The following is a 16,511-nucleotide window of genomic DNA, read 5'->3' as shown; positions in this document are numbered from 1 at the left end:
AACAATAGGTGCGCAGAAAATGCAATTTCAGAAAGACGTCACTGAAGAAGTGAATACCCTAACCCTGTCTAAACTTCCGCTCTGGTTCGGGGGGCTATTGCTGTTGCTTACCTTACCCCTCATGGCTGGTGGGCTTTATCTAGCCTGGCTGGGCGGCTCGCTGTTCTACCTCTTCACTGCTGTAGTCCTTGCAGCGTCCTCATATGGGTTCTTTAAAAGGCAGAAGCTTGGTGTAGTGGCTTATCTGCTTCTGGTCGGCACTACCAGTCTATGGGCAGTTTACGAGGTTGGTTTTCAATTTTGGCCCTTGGTACCACGACTTGCCGGCATCCTGCTTTTGCTGATTCCAGTCTGTTTGCTGGCTACCAAGGTAGGTTTTGCCAACCGAAAAGCTTGGGTTGGTGCTTCCGGGATCACCGCAGCCTTGCTGATCGTTGGCTTCGTTGCGATGTTTTTCCCTCATGGTGTGATCAAGGGCGTAGCTCGGCCAGCTGTGGCAGGAGGCGCCCCTGACAAAGCTGTGAACGGAAACTGGCAGCACTATGGCCGCACCCCAACAGGAACGCGTTTCGCGCCACTGGAGCAGATTACGCCTGGCAATGTGACCGACTTGGAGGTCGCTTGGACGTTCCGCACGGGCGAAATCGCGGATGTAGGCTCTGAAAACCAGAACACGCCGGTGCAGGTTGGAGACACATTGTTTATCTGCACCCCTTTGAACAAGGTGTTTGCCATCGATGCCAACACCGGCAAGGAGATTTGGCGATTCGATGCCAAAGTGCAGAACAACAAGGTCTGGAATCGTTGCCGGGGAGTGAGTTTCTACGACTCCACGGAGGTTTCTGATAATGTCCGTAACGCATCTGCCGTGGTTCAGGACTGCCCTCAACGCGTGATCCTCTCGACGCTGGACTCTCGCCTGATTGCCCTGGACGCCAAGACTGGCAAGGAGTGCCAGAGCTTCGGCAATAATGGCCAGGTCAACCTTCAGGAAGGCATGGGTGAGATCAAGCCGACCTACTATATGGGCACCTCACCGGTCACGGTAGCGGGCAATCTGCTAATCGTAGGCGGTTGGGTCTATGACAACCTTGAAGTCAATGAGCCGTCAGGGGTTATTCGAGCTTACAACGCTGCGACCGGAGAATTGGAGTGGGCATGGGATCTTGGTAATCCAGCGATCACCAAGTATCCACCGGAAGGCCAGACCTACACCCGCGGCACACCCAACATGTGGTCTACAGCCGCTTACGATGCGAACCGTGGCCTTATATTCGTTCCTCTGGGAAACTCGACCCCAGACTTCTGGGGTGGCCATCGCTCCGCGGCAGCCAACCACTACGCGTCGTCAGTGGTAGCGCTCGATTACAAAACTGGGCGTGAGCGCTGGGCTTACCAGACAGTGCATCATGACATTTGGGACTACGATATTCCGGCTCAGCCTGCCCTCTATGACGTACCAGATGGCAATGGTGGAACAATCCCGGCACTGATCCAAACGACCAAAACCGGCAACATCTTCATGCTCAACCGCGAAACCGGCAAGCCGATTGCTGATGTGGTCGAGCGTGGTGTACCGCAACAGGAGTTGGCTGGCGATAAGACTGCGCCGACGCAGCCGTTCTCCGTGGGCATGCCTTACATCGGTCAGGAAGCACTGAAAGAATCTGACATGTGGGGCGCTACGATTTACGATCAGTTGCTTTGCCGCATCCAATTCAAATCCCTGCGTTACGATGGCGCATTCACTCCACCTGGCACCACTGCCAGCTTGCAGCATCCAGGTAATTTCGGGGGCATGAACTGGGGCAGTGTATCGATCAACGAAGACACTGGAACGATGGTCGTCAATGACATCCGTATCCCGCTCCGCGTGCAGCTGATCCCAAGTGAACACCACGAAACCAGTGGCAACGGCAAGCCGCACTCTGAATTCGCGCCAATGCGTGGTACACCCTTTGTCGTGACCAACTCATCGTTCGTTTCTCCGATGGATGTGCCATGCCAAGCGCCGCCCTACGGTACTGTGACAGGTATTGATCTGAAGACACGTCAGATCATTTGGCAGCGGCCAGCTGGTACTGTTCAGGACACGGCTATTGCTGGCGTGAAAGTCCGAGCACCGTTCCCTATTGGCATGCCGACTATCGGCGGCACGGTATCGACGCGGTCTGGCCTGGTCTTCTTTGCCGGCACCCAAGACTACTACCTGCGGGCTTACGATCAATCCACCGGTGAAGAGCTCTGGAAGGCTCGCATGCCTGTAGGGTCTCAGGCTACTCCGATGACTTTTGTATCGCCGTCGAGCAATCGCCAGTTTGTTGTAGTCAGTGCTGGCGGGGCTCGTAGCTCCATGGATCGAAGCGATTTATTGATTGCATACGCACTGCCGAAGAAGCAGTAGCAATCCAAAGCCCACCCCTGGTCTTGGGGTGGGCCTCTCCTGTGAGAACACCTCGCCGCATAGCGGGGCTGCTCCATTCTATTCCTCCCGAATACTCTCCAGTTCGCTGGCGCCCGCTGAAGGTTGTGTGGCGCACGAGTTGCCCTCTATTTCATCCTAAAATTCCAAAATGAATGGAATCAAAAGGTAATTATCTTTTCTGCTTTCGTAATTAAAGTAGGCTCTCAAGGGGGAAGCGACAAGCAGCTGCGAGCTCGCTGCGAACCTCCACAGCTTACTGATTACAGAGGAAATGCCCATGGACAGCCTTATCAAAGGTCTCGTTGATCGAGAAGAAATTCGTAACCTCAGAACCTTGTATGCCCATCATCTTGATAGCAACAACATCGATTCGCTTGACGAAGTATTTGCTGACGACGCGGTTGTAGAGGTGACCGTGGGAAAGATGGAGGGTATCGATGCCATACGCTCATGTTTGAAGGATGCCTTCAAGCTATTCGACCGTGATCGGCAGGGCAGCTATCCCTTCATGCATGCGATCACCAATCACTGGATCAAACTGACCGGGCCGGACTCAGCTGAAGGCCGCTGCTACCTGATCGACTTTGAAACCGCATCGAAGCCAGACCCGAATCCTTTGCTACTGCTTGGCCTCTATGCCGATGAGTACAAACGCATCAATGGGGAGTGGCGAATCACCCGCACTCGTCTTGAGGTGGTTTGGCCAGAGCATAGTGAGCCCCAGCAATCTGCAGACTCGGTGACGGGAGCGTGAAGCATGGCCAATCCGTTGAAACTCAGTATCCTCGACTATTCCCCAGTCGATGAACACCTTCATCCCACTGACGCATTGGCTGCCAGCGTTCGCTTGGCTCAATGCGCGGAAAGGAATGGTTTTCAGCGCTTCTGGGTCTCGGAGCACCACGGTGCTCCTGCGACGGCGAGCAATTCACCTGAAATACTCATGTCGCGCATTGCATCGGCCACCCACAAAATTCGGGTTGGCTCGGGTGGGGTCTTACTCCCCAACTACAGCAGCCTGAAAATTGCTGAAAACTACCAGTTGCTCGAAGCACTGTTTCCTGGCCGGATTGATCTTGGCTTCGGTCGCGCTCCCGGTGCCGACCGCCGTACGAGCATGGCACTCAATGACGAGAAAAGCGGGTCGATTCCCTACGGGCAGAAGGTCGAAGATCTCCTTGGTTTTGTGACGGGTAATCACAAGGCGAACTCCCGCTACAACGGCATGCGTGCGCATCCCATGACGTTGGAAAAGCCTCATCCCTTTGTGTTGGGCGCATCGGGCTCGACTGCTGAGGTAGCCGCTAATGCAGGACTAGGTTTCACCTTCGCTCATTTTATCAATCCGCGTGGAGATGGGCCTCGAGCAGCTGCGGCTTATCGTGAGGCTTTCAAGGAGACCGTTTTTTCCAGCGCGCCATCTATGGTGGTCGCAGTCTTCGTTGCTATCGGAAAAACCACCGAGCAAGCTGAGGAATATGCGTCCGCGTTCCACCTCTGGCTGGCGTACGCGGAGAGCGCTAATCCGTTTGATCGTGTGCCATCAATCGAGACCACTCGAGGTCATCGCTGGTCTTCTGAGGAGTTGGCGATTCGAATGCGGAATAAAGGGCGCCTTGTCTATGGCACTGCAGGTGACGTCTTGTCGCAGTTGCGTGAGCTTGCTGCGGCGTACGGAACCGACGAGGTAATGATCAACCTTATGATGCCAGGTGAAGAGGCCCGGCTTTACGCCATCGACAGTCTCACCCGATCGATGGCGAATCAGGGGCAAGCGCTCGAGACGCCTTTGACAGCTGAAAGTTTGGAGGAGAAATACCATGGCTAAGCTCGATTTAGCGGCCTCCGTAGCGCCAATGTCCAAAGCAAATCACATCGCGCTGTCTCTAGCTCATCGCTGGTTTGCCTATCTGGAGGCCCCGGGTGGGGATATGGTGCGGCACCTCACGATGTTTCACCCAAATGTTCAGCTTTCTGGCCATCGGGTAAACCACATTTTTGCAGACGACCATGACTCCTTGAAGGGCTGGTTTGCTTCTGTGCCTGATCTGGTCAGTTCGCATCACATCATTCACTCCAATTTTTCCCTGGCCGCTAACGGCGATGGCTTGCTGGACATGATTGTGGCTTACCAAGCCCCGGGCGAGGCTCGGATGCAGGGATCCATCATCAGCTATGAAACCCGTATAGATTTCGCGCCGGAGGCACCGCGCTTCATTGCTCTCGATAAAACGCCGATTCTTCCGAATAGAAGGGCGAGCTACGAAACCTCTTGGGCAGCAAATCGCGTGCTTTCCCGCCTACATGCTGCGCTTGGTGGAATCACCGACGCAGATGACGCTCTGTGCGCTGCTTTGGGATACGAAGTCCTGCAAATCAGCGCCATTGCTGCTGCTCCCGAGGGTAGCTCAGCATACGATGCCATAGTGAGCGTCGTTGGAAAGGACGCTCAAATCCGCAACGTACGCCTGCACCTCTCAGACAGTGTCGCAAAGCCACTGCCAACCGTTGACCAGGTCGAAATTCCGGAGCCAGCAGCCTCTCTCTACTAATCTGTGTATTCAACCTTTCCAGGGTTAGGTGTGGTCTACAAAGCATGCTGATAGTGCTTCAAAGGTGCGATTACAGACCACCCCCGATAACAGAACCTACGCTTGAGTGAGCAGGAGCCACGCCTGCGTTACGGTTACGTCTCTCGTTACCCACTCTCCAAACCCGGTGCCATTTACAGTATCAAGCGCCCCAAAGCGCTTTAGGAACCCTCAGACTCTGTGCAGGGCTCTGTCGACTTTCCTGCTGATCGCCTTCCTGCTTATTCGAGCAGTTTCTCCCTTCTGCAATCCGCCAATTTACACACACCTTCGCGTAGCTCATCGCAATGAGCTGCCCCTGTTGACTGTGTCCGACCCGAATGCAGGGGGATGCGCGAAATTTTCCGATTATGGAATCCAAAGATTAAATGAATGGAATTACACCTAATTAATCAATTTCAGGATGAGCCGTAAAATTCCTGCAACGGCGATGAGAGCTCGATTCTCAAACCTCAATATCCAGTCCTATTCCACATACCTACCGTTGCGAGCCTTTTGTACTTGGCTTGCGCGAGCACGTGTGTGTCAGCACACATGTAGCGGAGAGTTTATGAACAGATCGTTTTCATGGGCCACCCTGGCGGTACTGCCAATTTCGGCTTTATTGCTGGCAGCTTGCAGTCCATCAGAGGAGCAACGCCCTCGGCCAGCGGCCCTTAAGGTTGGCTACTACGAGATCAATGAAGCGTCGTTGACGCTGAGCACCGACCTCCCTGGCAGGACGTCTGCTTTCCGTGTAGCAGAGGTTCGTCCACAGGTCGACGGCATCCTTCAGCAACGCTTCTTTGTAGAGGGCTCCGAAGTCAAAAAGGGACAGCAGCTCTATCAAATTGACCCGCGGACTTATCTGGCACAGCAGGCACGAGCAGAGGCCAATCTGCACAGTGCGCGCAACCTTGCAGATCGATACGAGCGCCTACTCAAAGCTAGAGCGGTCAGTCAGCAACAGTATGATGATGCGGTGGCAGGATGGCGCCAGGCAGAAGCTGATAAGCGTGTAGCGGACATCAACGTGCAGTACACAAAAGTGCTGTCTCCAGTAACAGGCCGAATCGGACGCTCCACTGTTACTGAAGGTGCGCTAGTGACTGAGGGCCAAACCAGCGCGCTGGCCACAGTCAATCAGCTTGACCCCATCTATGTCGACGTGACTCAGCCAATCACCCGCATTCTTGCTCTCAAGCGAGCACTCAAAGCGGGTGACCTGAAAAGCTCCGGCACTGACCAGGCGGAGGTGTCCCTTACGCTTGACGATGGCAGCGCCTACCCACTAACCGGCAGCTTGAAGTTCTCTGAGGTCAGTGTTGATCAAGGGACTGGCTCTGTGACTTTGCGCGCAGTCTTCCCTAACCCAGAGCGGGCACTGCTACCGGGCATGTTCGTGCATGCCCAAGTCAAGGAAGGCGTGCGTGACAAAGCACTGCTCGTTCCTCAACAGGCAGTCGTCCGAGATAGCAGAGGAGTGGCAACCGCCTGGGTGATCACCTCAGATAATCATGTTGAGCAGCGAGACCTTGAAACAGTTCGCACTGTTGGCAACGCGTGGCTAGTCGACAGCGGGGTACAACCGGGCGAGCGAGTGATTACCGAGGGGCTTCAGTTCGTCCAACCGGATTCTGTGGTTGAGGCAGAACCAGCATCGAACGTGCAACTGAACACTGCTTTGTCTGCAAACTGAGAGGTTGATGATGTCTCGTTTTTTCATTGACCGCCCGATCTTCGCCTGGGTGATAGCACTCGCGATCATGCTAGGTGGGGCCTTGGCCATTCACAGCCTTCCGGTCAACCAGTACCCAAACATCGCGGCGCCAGCTGTTCAAATTACCGTAACGTATCCCGGCGCTTCTGCTCAGACAGTGCAGGACACGGTCGTACAGGTCATTGAACAGCAGTTGAACGGCCTGGACGGTCTCCGTTACATCAGCTCCGCCGCTAACAGCGACGGCAGTGTTGAGATCACCGTGACATTCGACCAAGGCGTAAACCCTGACATCGCTCAAGTTCAGGTTCAAAACAAGCTTCAGCTTGCAACTCCTAATCTGCCTGCCGAGGTGCAGCGGCAGGGAATTCGAGTAGTGAAATTCCAGGCTAACTTCATGTTACTGGTGAGCATCTACTCGAAGGATGGGAAGCTGAGCTACGGCGACCTCGGAAATATCATCGTATCGAGCTTCCAGGATCCACTATCCCGCACCCAGGGCGTAGGAGACTTTTTCGTATTCGGCTTCCAGAACGCGATGCGAATATGGCTCGACCCGGCCAAGCTCAACAGCTACCAGCTGATGCCTAGTGATGTCACCGCAGCGATCTCTGCTCAAAACGTACAGGTCTCTTCAGGCTCCATAGGCGGGCTACCCACTCGAAAAGGGGTTGAATTAAGCGCTACGGTGATTGGCAAGACTCGCCTAAAAACAGCTGATGAATTCAAGGAAATCTTGGTCAAGGTTCAGCCGGACGGCTCACAGATTCGCCTGAAGGATCTGGGCGAGGTGGTGCTTGGCAATGAGACCTATTCCTACGACGTCAACTACAACGGAAAACCTGCAGCAGGTATCGCTTTGCGCTTGGCAACTGGTGCAAACATGCTGGAAACGGTGGAGCGCGTTAAACACACGGTCGACCAGCTCAAAGCTAACCTTCCTCCCAACGTGGAGGTGGTTTACCCATACGACACCAGCCCGTCAGTGAAAGCCTCAATCGATTCGGTGGTGCATACGCTGTTTGAAGCCATTGTCTTGGTGTTCTTGGTGATGCTCCTGTTCCTGCAGAACATCCGTGCGACTCTCATACCGACTCTGGCGGTACCGGTTGTACTGCTGGGTACGTTCGGTGTGCTTTATGCCTGCGGATTCACCATCAACGTGATGACGATGTTCGCGATGGTTCTCGCGATTGGTCTTCTTGTCGATGACGCCATCGTGGTCGTAGAAAACGTTGAGCGCTTGATGGAAGAGGAACACCTTACACCACGCGAAGCTACCTATAAATCGATGCAGCAGATCTCTGGTGCATTGGTGGGTATCGGTCTAGTTATCAGCGCCGTGTTCATGCCTATGGCGTTCTTCGGAGGATCTGCGGGGATCATTTACCGGCAATTCTCCGTCACGATCATCACTGCGATGGGGCTATCTGTGCTGGTAGCACTGATCTTCACGCCGGCGCTTTGCGCGTCCATGCTCAAAGCACATGCGGGTGGAGTCAAAAAGCCGAAGGGCTTCTTCGCTTGGTTCAACCGTGTTTTCGAGCGAAACACTGATCGCTACGAGAAGTCGGTCTCCAAGATCTTGCGTAACCCTAAGCGAACCTTTGTGATCTATGGCTTGCTGCTGCTCGGTGTTGCCCTGATGTTCCGCAATCTGCCATCAGCTTTCCTGCCTGATGAAGACCAGGGACTGCTGGTGGTGCAGATCCAGACGCCCGCGAACAGCAGTGCTGAGCGCACTGAGGCTGTCCTTAACAAGGTTCGACAGTATTTGTTGGAGGATGAGAAAGAAGGTGTGGTCTCGGCATTCAACATCAGTGGCTATAACTTCGCTGGCCGCGGACAGAACTCAGCGGTGATCTGGGTTCGACTCAAGCCTTTCGAGGAGCGCAAATCCAGTGAAAACTCGGCGTTTGCAATTGCTCAGCGTATAACCCGCTTCGCCGGCACCATTCGCGATGCCAATGTTGTTTCGATCGTGCCTCCGGCCATCATGGAAATGGGTAACGCAACAGGTTTCGATCTGTTCCTCCAGGACAATGGTGCCCACGGACATGCTGCATTGATGGCTGCTCGTGACCAGCTGATGAAATTGGTGGAAAAGGAACCCGCATTAGCCATCGTGAGGCCCAACGGCCTCGATGACGAGGCCCAGTACCAAGTCACGATCGATGACGAAAAAGCACGTGCGCTGCAGGTGACGATTGAATCGATCGACGACACCATGTCGGTGGCCTGGGGTTCTACCTACGTCAACGACTTTATCGATAAGGGCCGCGTGAAGAAGGTTTACGTACAGGGGGAAATGGATTCGCGTATCTCCCCGGAAGACTTTGACAAGTGGTACGTACGCAATGCCGCAGGGCAAATGGTTCCGTTCTCAGCATTCGCTACCGGTCAGTGGGTTTACGGCTCCCCCAAGCTTGAGCGTTACGGTGGCATTCCGTCTGTTGAGCTTCTGGGGCAGCCCGCTCCAGGTTATAGCACTGGTGATGCCATGGCAGCTATTGAGCGCATTTCCGATCAGCTACCTAATGGATTTGGAGTGGCCTGGACTGGCCTCTCGTACGAGGAGCGTGCAGCAGGCTCTCAAGCAACCATGCTCTACGTGCTCTCACTGATGATGGTATTCCTCTGTCTTGCAGCGCTTTACGAGAGTTGGTCAGTACCTGTTTCGATCATGCTTGTTGTACCGCTGGGTATCCTGGGGGCAGTAGCTGCAACCCTTGGGCGAGGGCTGTCCAACGACGTCTTCTTCCAGGTTGGGATGTTGACCACGATGGGACTGGCGGCGAAGAACGCAATTCTGATCGTCGAATTCGCCAAAGACCTCTACGAAAACCAAGGCCGAACTCTAGTGGAGGCGGCGACCGAGGCCGCACGTTTGCGCCTACGTCCGATCGTCATGACCTCCATCGCATTTGTGATGGGGACGCTTCCCTTGGCTCGAGCTTTCGGGCCTGGCAGTGGTAGTCAACATTCAATCGGCACAGCGGTTGTCGGAGGCACCCTCGCAGCGACCTTCTTGGCTATTTTCTTCGTGCCGCTGTTCTACGTCGCCATTACAAATCTGTTCAAATCTAAGCGACGTGGGGCTGCAAGTGTGGCTATCCACGTGGGAGCGCATCATGACGCATAAGCCTCTCCTGCTGCTCCTGGCCATGACGCTAGGTGGATGCAGCCTCATATCGGAATACAAGCGCCCTGAAGCACCTGTACCGAGCACCTTTCCAGAAGGAGCTGCATATGCGGCCCGGTCTTCGGGAAATACTGCGCAGATCGATTGGCAGAGTTTTTTCAAAGATCCTGCCGTGCATACAGTGGTGGATCTGGCACTCGTCAACAACCGTGACCTGCGAAAAGCCGCGTTGAATGTGGATGCATACCGTGCTCAGTACCGTATTCAGGGTGCAGCCTTACTACCTGAAGTCGGGATTGACGGAAGGGCTGGACGGTCTCGAACTCCGGGCGATCTTTCGAGCAGCGGACACCAGGCCACAACAGGAGACAATGGCCTTCAAGTGGGGCTGACTAGCTACGAGCTGGATGTTTGGGGCCGAGTCCGAAGCCAGGATCGGAGCGCGCTCGAAACGTACCTCGCAAGCGAGGACACTCAGCGTAGCGTGCAGTTGGGATTGGTCGCCAATGTCGCTGTTGCATATTTCACGTGGCGTACCGATCAGCAGCTTCTGGAGGTTACGCAATCGACACTCCAAAATTACCGGCACAATTTGGAGCTGGTTCAAGCCGGTAGCGAGGCGGGTACCGCTTCAGACCTAGATGTGCGTCAAGCAAGAACGCTTGTCGATAGCGCGCGAGGGCAGGTGTATGCGTTCACCCGGCAGGTTGCTCAGGATGAGAATGCGCTAAGGCTTTTAATCGGGACGAACATTCCTGCGAGCCTGAGAGCCTCGGATCTAGATGATGCTGTGCTTTCGGAAATACCCGCAGGGCTGCCCGCGGCGCTCTTGCAGCAGCGTCCGGACATCCGGGCTGCTGAACATCAACTGATTGCGGCCAATGCAAATATTGGCGCTGCTCGGGCTGCTTTTTTTCCGAGTATTACGCTGACCGGAGGAGTAGGGACAGCCAGCAGTCGATTGAGCGGTTTGTTTGACTCTGGCTCCGAGAGTTGGAGCTTCGTGCCTCAAATCCATCTGCCCATCTTTAATGGCGGACGTCTCAAAGCAAGCCTGGACTACGCGAAAATTCAGAGAGAGATCGAGGTTTCGCACTACGAATCTGTAATCCAAACCGCCTTCCGAGAAGTAGCCGATGGCCTGGCTGCCCTGGGTACCTGGGATGAACAGATAGCAAGCCAGCGAGACCTGGTAAGAACCTCTGAGGAATACAACCAGATGGCTCAGCAGCGCTATGACGAAGGTGTAGATAGCTACCTGGCCCTGCTGGATGCGCAACGTCAATTGCTGTCCGCGCGACAGCAATTGTTGACCGATCGCCTGGCTCAAATCACGTCTCAAGTGCAGCTTTACAAAGCGCTCGGGGGAGGGTGGTCTGCCCCTCAAACGAGCCGAGACGTAGCTCAGCAGTAGTAACTCCGATCTCCTTTGGTGGGAGTATTTTAAGGCGCCATTTGGCGCCTTCTTTTTTCCTACGGTCACTCTATGACAGGGGCCGCCATCACCAATGTCTTTTTGTGCGTGGTGAGGGAGCTAGTCGTACCACCAGTGAAGAATTAACCTTCAGGGCAACGCTTAGCAGGCTAAGCATCGGTATAGTGGGCTTTCCCTCAGTAGAAAACTGGTTTACTCGTGCCTGCGCATCAATCTCTAGCCAAGGCTCGGTGGCTCGTTTCCATGGCTATACTCAGCGCCCTCGTTGGAAGCACCGCCCCGTCTCCGCTGTATGGTCTTTACCAGGCCAATCTTCATTTCTCATCGACTACGTTGACCTCGCTTTTTGCTGTGTATGCGATCGGCGTACTGCTTGCGCTGGGGATTCTAGGCAAGCTGTCAGATCGATTGGATGACCGACGATTCGTGATTGTGCCGGCATTGCTCGTCGTGGCGGCAGGCTCTTTGGTATTCGCCTTTTCAGAACAGCTATCGGGGCTATTTCTGGGACGATTTCTAGCTGGAGTTGGGACTGGAGCACTCACTGGCAGTGCAAATGCTGCGCTTGTAGGGTTTGATGCCCAAGATCGCAAACGCCATGCAGCGGTACTGGCGACTGTTTCATTCACTTGTGGTGCAGCGCTTGGCCCTGTGCTTAGTTCGATCGCCTTGGGTTTGGAGCTCTACCCAACGCTTAGCCCTTTCATTTTCAATGCTAGCTTGGCTCTTATGACTGCAATCGGCTTATGCCGTCTGGAGTGGAACGAAAAACTCGTTCAGCCTTTGGGCAAGACAGCTGACAGTGGTTTGCCAAGGACAGCCTTTAGTGAGCAGATGCGGGGCAATTGGCCCGCCTTCACCCGGATTTCCTTCGTCCTTGTGGTTGCTTGGTCAGTGGGGTCTGTCTTTGTTGCGCTCGGGCCTTCAATGATAATCAGCACCATGAGCAGTGCCTCATTAGGAAGCCATGCCTCTGCTGGGCTGCTTGTTACCGCTTTTCAGGCGACCGCTGGGATGACCCAGTTTGTCTGCCGGCGCGTCAGTCCTTCGTATGCGATGAGAAGTGGCGGTGCGTTGCTCTGTGTAGCTTGGCTAGGTTGTCTTGTTGCTCTCTACTTGCATCAACCCTTGATCTTCGTATTTTTTACAATACTTGCAGGCGTTGGCTACGGCGCGACTTTCGTAGGTGCTATGGGGGTATTCACAACCCTCGCCCCGAGCGCACACCGCGCGGCGCTCGGGTCTCTTTTCTACCTAGCCGGTTACCTGGGAAGTGCGATCGGAATCATCGCGATGGGGGCGGCAGTGGATCTCTTCGGGTTCGTAAGCGCTTCCGCTTTGATGCTGGTCGTGGTCGGCTCATCGCTTGCTTACCTTCTGTCCGGGAACCTTAAGCCATGCCGGTCTGCAGAGTAGGCGACGATAACAAGCGTTGCTTCGTGCAGCCTGGTGATGTGTTCTACAAATCAATGCCAGCATTCTGTCCATTGTCATCAGCTGATGAACTGGGGGCGCTCTGTTCGTGGAGAAAAGGTCGTCCCCGCATTCCTGTTATTCCGTAAAGCCAAAAGGCCGAAAGCTATTGGTGTATAATTCGCTTGCTTTTTTGCAGTAACTCCTCGAATTTGATCTTGGGATTCCACTATGTCGGTAAATACTTTTGACGGGATCAGGGAGTTTGTTACCTCGGCCCATACCCTCAGTTTTACCGCGGCTGCGCTTGAACTCGGGGTGACAAGCTCGGCGGTGGGGAAGAGCGTAACCCGGTTGGAGGCTCGCCTAGGTGTCAAGTTACTTCATCGCACAACCCGACGTTTAATTTTGACCAGTGAAGGCGAGGCGTTCCTGGCCAGCTGCCTTCGAGCGATTGACGAACTGACAGAATCAGAAAGCTTTCTCACCACTGGACAGCAGGAACCTGTCGGTCGACTTCGCGTTGACCTCCCGGCTGCCTTCGGTCGCCGGCACATCCTCCCTACGTTGATTGATCTCTCAGTTCGGTACCAGAAGCTGGATCTTTCTGTGAGCTTTAGCGAGCGCCTCGTAGACATCATCAATGATGGAGTCGACTTGGTGGTGAGGATCGGAACGCTCAAGGATGACGGAGAAATCGTAGCCAGGAAGCTTGGCAGCCAAAGCTTGCTGATCTGCGCTACACCGGATTATCTCGAGCGACGCGGTACACCCCAGCGTCGAGAAGACTTGCTGGCGCACGACTGTATCGTTGGATGGCGGAACGGCACTCGAAAAACCTGGATGCTGCTGGACGAGAAGGGACATGTCATTGAGCAGGAAGTGTATGTGAAGCATGAGATGGGTGATGGCGAGATGCTGTTGGAGATGACACTAGCAGGGGGCGGGTTGGCTCAATTGCCGACCTGGCTTGTACAAGATCAGGTTGAGCAGGGCCTATTGATTCCTGTCCTTCAGCAATACGAGGGAGCGGAAATGCCTATTCATGTGATCTGGCCGCGGACTCGCTACATTCAGCCGAAGGTAAGGATGATTGTCGATGCGCTCTTAGAATTGGCGCAGCGAGACGCGAAGGTTTTCCGGCCTGACTGATGTTCGACGGTGCCAGACGAAAAGGCGACCCATTTGGGTCGCCTCGTCGCTCTACTTGTCGCCTTTGCCAGGCAATGCGTAAGCAATGATGTAGTCACCTCGATCCGGCGACTGTCGTGCACCTCCGGCAGTCACTACAACATATTGGCGACCTGTGTCAGGCGATACATAACTCATCGGTGTCGCTTGAGAGCCCACGGGCAGAGCCGATTTCCAGAGCTCCTCTCCGGTACTCTGATCGAAGGCCCGCAGATAATAATCCTGGGTGCCCGAGTAGAAGACCAATCCAGACCTGGTAGTGAATGGCCCACCCAAAGTCGGCATTCCCATTGGAATCGGCAAACCGACACGCACTCCAAGCAGGTGAGTTTCCTTCACAGATCCGGCAGGGCGTTGCCACTGCAGTTTTCCTGACTTGATGTCGACCGCTGATAGGGTGCCGAATGGCGGAGCGATGCATGGAATACCAAGTGGAGACATAAATGGGCTTGTCACAACGCCATACGGTAGCCCTGACTGAGGTGCATAAAGATTTTTCCCACCATGTGCATCAGTGCCGCCTTGGGAATCGCCCAATGCTCGAGGGGCGACCAGCGTTGTCACGAGGGGCAGGCGAATATCGTTGACGATCAAAGTCCCGGTATCCTCGTTAATCGAAGCGCTTCCCCAGTTCATGCCTCCGTAGTTACCAGCAAACTGCAGCGCCGAGGAGTCTGGGCGAGGAGGGGTGAACTCCCCCTCGTATCGCAACGACTTGAACTCAATCCTGCAAAGCAGTTGATCGAACATCGTTGCGCCCCACATGTCCGACTCCTGCAGGTGCTTGGTACCGATTACAGGCATGTCGACTGAGTAAGGCTGAGTCGGTGACAACCAATCACCTGGAGCGGCCCCTTGTGGGACGGTTTTTTCAACTACACGGTGTACCGGCGTACCGTCGCGTCGGTCGAGTACGAAAATCTGCCCCCGCTTTGTGATCTGCACCAGCGCAGGAGTCTTGGTGCCGTCAGCATTAGGGATGTCGTACAGTGCTGGCTGGGCAGGAACGTCATAGTCCCAGAGGTCGTGGTGAACGGTTTGGAATCGCCATTTAACCTTGCCGGTGGCGATCTCTAACGCGACGACTGAGGAAGAGTTCTCCTCGTCAAACGACCGTCGCTTCCCACCAAAGTAATCAGGGGTAGCGTTGCCTGTAGGCAGATAAACCAACCCGAGCTTCTCATCGAAAGCGGGTGTGCTCCAGACGTTCGGTGTACCACGTGTGTAGATATGGTCATCAGGTGGAGGCGTCTGAAGGTTCGGATTACCTACATCCCAAGCCCACGCAACTTTGCCAGTCTTAGCATCAAAAGCACGGAACACTCCTGATGGCTCACTCACCTCTTGGTTATCGAATACCCATCCGCCAACCATGATCACGCCGTCAGCAATCGTAGGAGCTGAAGTTGGAACGTAATACGCGGTCTTGATCTCGCCTAAGCCTGTTTTCAGATCGACTACGCCATGCTCGCCAAAGTCTTCGCAAGGCTTGCCGTTGGCCGCATCCAGTGCGATCAACCGAGCATCGATCGTGCTAGTGACAATTCGTTTGGAGCAGGTTTGGTCGACGGGTTGAGCACCATCACCGGTGACGACGTGATAGAGCGGGTTTGCACGGGGCGACTCGTCATAAAAACTAACCCCGCGGCAGCGGTGCCACTTACTGTTAGGCACGACTTTTGGATCGAACCTCCAACGCTCTACGCCGGTATCAGCGTTCAGCGCGATAACTTGGTTCAACGGAGTGCAGGCATAGATCGTATCGCCCACTTGGATCGGCGTGTTTTGATTCTCGGAGCCTAGCTCGGGCAATTCTCCAGTGCGAAATGTCCACGCGACTTTCAGCTCTGAGACATTTCGTTTGGTGATCTGGTCTGCAGGCACAAACCGGGTGCCGGCAGGAGATCCACCGTACCCATTCCAATTGCCAATTGGAGAATCTTCAGGTGCGCTCGCTTGTACGTCTGGGGCGCGAGAAGTGATGACCCCATGCTCTCTGAACATTCCAATCCCTGATACAACCACTACCAGTGCAATCAGAGCTGCACTCAGTCGCCAGGGTCTTGCAGAGGTTACTGCCCCCTTCATGTGCGGGGCCAGAAGTAAAGCGGGGATAGCAAGGATAACCACGCCGGAGAGACGAGGGATTAGGGCCCAGAACTGGAGCCCGACCTCCCAGAATGCCCAGAGCAGTGTTCCTACGAATAGGGCTGCATATGCCCAAAATCCTTTGCGACTCCCTTTGATATACCAGCCCCCAGCAGCAAGGCAAGCGACGCCGGCGAGAAGGTAGTACCAGGAACCGCCGAGTCTCGCCAGAGTGAATCCGCCCACGAGTAAGGCGATCGCGAAAATAGTTAGGCAGCAGCCGAATATCGCTGGCCAGGTTCGCCAAGAAGCATTCTTTTGATCCATCAGTTGTACCTTTTTTGTATGCCTCCTCCTCAGTGCAGACAGGGTCTAGCCGGAGGAGTTGGCTGTTGGAATTGGTGCAAAAAACCGCGCGGCGCAGAAGTGTACTGGCAAATACACTTTTAGCAAAGCCGTAAGCCTGGCTGGTGAGAGCGCAGCCAGGGATAGAGAAAAAAGTTGAGCCTGAGTGGCTTCTGGTCGAC

General features: G+C 54.6%; 10 protein-coding genes. 9 read left to right on the top strand and 1 reads right to left on the bottom strand.

What is annotated here, in order from left to right:
* Positions 1-19: 19 nt before the first annotated feature.
* From JOY50_RS12365 to JOY50_RS12325, 9 genes are all read left to right on the top strand, one after another.
* On the top strand, positions 20-2,404 hold the full coding sequence (locus JOY50_RS12365; RefSeq protein ID WP_243055270.1) for a membrane-bound PQQ-dependent dehydrogenase, glucose/quinate/shikimate family: 2,385 nt from the start codon (positions 20-22) through the stop codon (positions 2,402-2,404).
* Between the two features lie 298 nt (positions 2,405-2,702).
* Positions 2,703-3,179, top strand: coding sequence for a nuclear transport factor 2 family protein (locus JOY50_RS12360; RefSeq protein WP_243055269.1), 477 nt, complete (start codon positions 2,703-2,705; stop codon positions 3,177-3,179).
* A 3-nt stretch (positions 3,180-3,182) separates the two neighbouring features.
* Entirely contained in the window at positions 3,183-4,253 is a 1,071-nt protein-coding gene (locus JOY50_RS12355) for an LLM class flavin-dependent oxidoreductase (RefSeq protein WP_243055268.1), read from the top strand.
* Positions 4,246-4,977 carry a hypothetical protein gene (locus JOY50_RS12350; protein WP_243055267.1) on the top strand — a complete coding sequence of 244 codons (732 nt, stop codon included), beginning with the start codon at positions 4,246-4,248 and terminating at the stop codon, positions 4,975-4,977. The genes JOY50_RS12355 and JOY50_RS12350 overlap by 8 nt, the downstream gene beginning before the upstream one ends.
* A 589-nt stretch (positions 4,978-5,566) precedes the next feature.
* On the top strand, positions 5,567-6,694 hold the full coding sequence (locus tag JOY50_RS12345) for an efflux RND transporter periplasmic adaptor subunit (RefSeq protein WP_243055266.1): 1,128 nt from the start codon (positions 5,567-5,569) through the stop codon (positions 6,692-6,694).
* A 10-nt stretch (positions 6,695-6,704) separates the two neighbouring features.
* A complete protein-coding gene (locus JOY50_RS12340) occupies positions 6,705-9,857 on the top strand; it encodes an efflux RND transporter permease subunit (RefSeq protein WP_243055307.1) in 3,153 nt (1,050 codons plus the stop codon).
* Complete coding sequence (locus tag JOY50_RS12335) at positions 9,847-11,271, top strand: efflux transporter outer membrane subunit (RefSeq protein WP_243055265.1); 1,425 nt, start codon at positions 9,847-9,849, stop codon at positions 11,269-11,271. Before JOY50_RS12340 ends, JOY50_RS12335 begins: the two co-directional genes overlap by 11 nt.
* Positions 11,272-11,535: 264 nt before the next feature.
* Positions 11,536-12,708: an MFS transporter gene (locus JOY50_RS12330; protein WP_243055264.1), complete on the top strand. Its 1,173-nt coding sequence runs from the start codon at positions 11,536-11,538 to the stop codon at positions 12,706-12,708.
* A gap of 228 nt (positions 12,709-12,936) precedes the next feature.
* Positions 12,937-13,857, top strand: a complete 921-nt coding sequence (locus tag JOY50_RS12325; protein WP_243055263.1) for a LysR family transcriptional regulator — start codon at positions 12,937-12,939, stop codon at positions 13,855-13,857.
* 51 nt (positions 13,858-13,908) lie between these two features.
* Here JOY50_RS12325 and JOY50_RS12320 read toward each other — a convergent pair whose 3' ends face one another.
* Positions 13,909-16,311 carry a membrane-bound PQQ-dependent dehydrogenase, glucose/quinate/shikimate family gene (locus JOY50_RS12320; protein WP_243055262.1) on the bottom strand — a complete coding sequence of 801 codons (2,403 nt, stop codon included), beginning with the start codon at positions 16,309-16,311 and terminating at the stop codon, positions 13,909-13,911.
* Positions 16,312-16,511 lie beyond the last annotated feature (200 nt).

Source organism: Pseudomonas sp. BP01, assembly GCF_022760795.1.
Taxonomy (GTDB): domain Bacteria; phylum Pseudomonadota; class Gammaproteobacteria; order Pseudomonadales; family Pseudomonadaceae; genus Aquipseudomonas; species Aquipseudomonas putida_Q.
Note: the sequence above shows the minus strand (reverse complement) of the source record. Positions and strands in the feature narration are given on the sequence as shown.

Coding starts and splice junctions, on each gene's coding strand:
- JOY50_RS12365 (WP_243055270.1), top strand. CDS start 20: ATGCAATTTCAGAAAGACGTCACTGAAGAAGTGAATACCCTAACCCTG.
- JOY50_RS12325 (WP_243055263.1), top strand. CDS start 12,937: ATGTCGGTAAATACTTTTGACGGGATCAGGGAGTTTGTTACCTCGGCC.
- JOY50_RS12330 (WP_243055264.1), top strand. CDS start 11,536: ATGGCTATACTCAGCGCCCTCGTTGGAAGCACCGCCCCGTCTCCGCTG.
- JOY50_RS12350 (WP_243055267.1), top strand. CDS start 4,246: ATGGCTAAGCTCGATTTAGCGGCCTCCGTAGCGCCAATGTCCAAAGCA.
- JOY50_RS12320 (WP_243055262.1), bottom strand. CDS start 16,311: ATGGATCAAAAGAATGCTTCTTGGCGAACCTGGCCAGCGATATTCGGC.
- JOY50_RS12340 (WP_243055307.1), top strand. CDS start 6,705: ATGTCTCGTTTTTTCATTGACCGCCCGATCTTCGCCTGGGTGATAGCA.
- JOY50_RS12360 (WP_243055269.1), top strand. CDS start 2,703: ATGGACAGCCTTATCAAAGGTCTCGTTGATCGAGAAGAAATTCGTAAC.
- JOY50_RS12335 (WP_243055265.1), top strand. CDS start 9,847: ATGACGCATAAGCCTCTCCTGCTGCTCCTGGCCATGACGCTAGGTGGA.
- JOY50_RS12355 (WP_243055268.1), top strand. CDS start 3,183: ATGGCCAATCCGTTGAAACTCAGTATCCTCGACTATTCCCCAGTCGAT.
- JOY50_RS12345 (WP_243055266.1), top strand. CDS start 5,567: ATGAACAGATCGTTTTCATGGGCCACCCTGGCGGTACTGCCAATTTCG.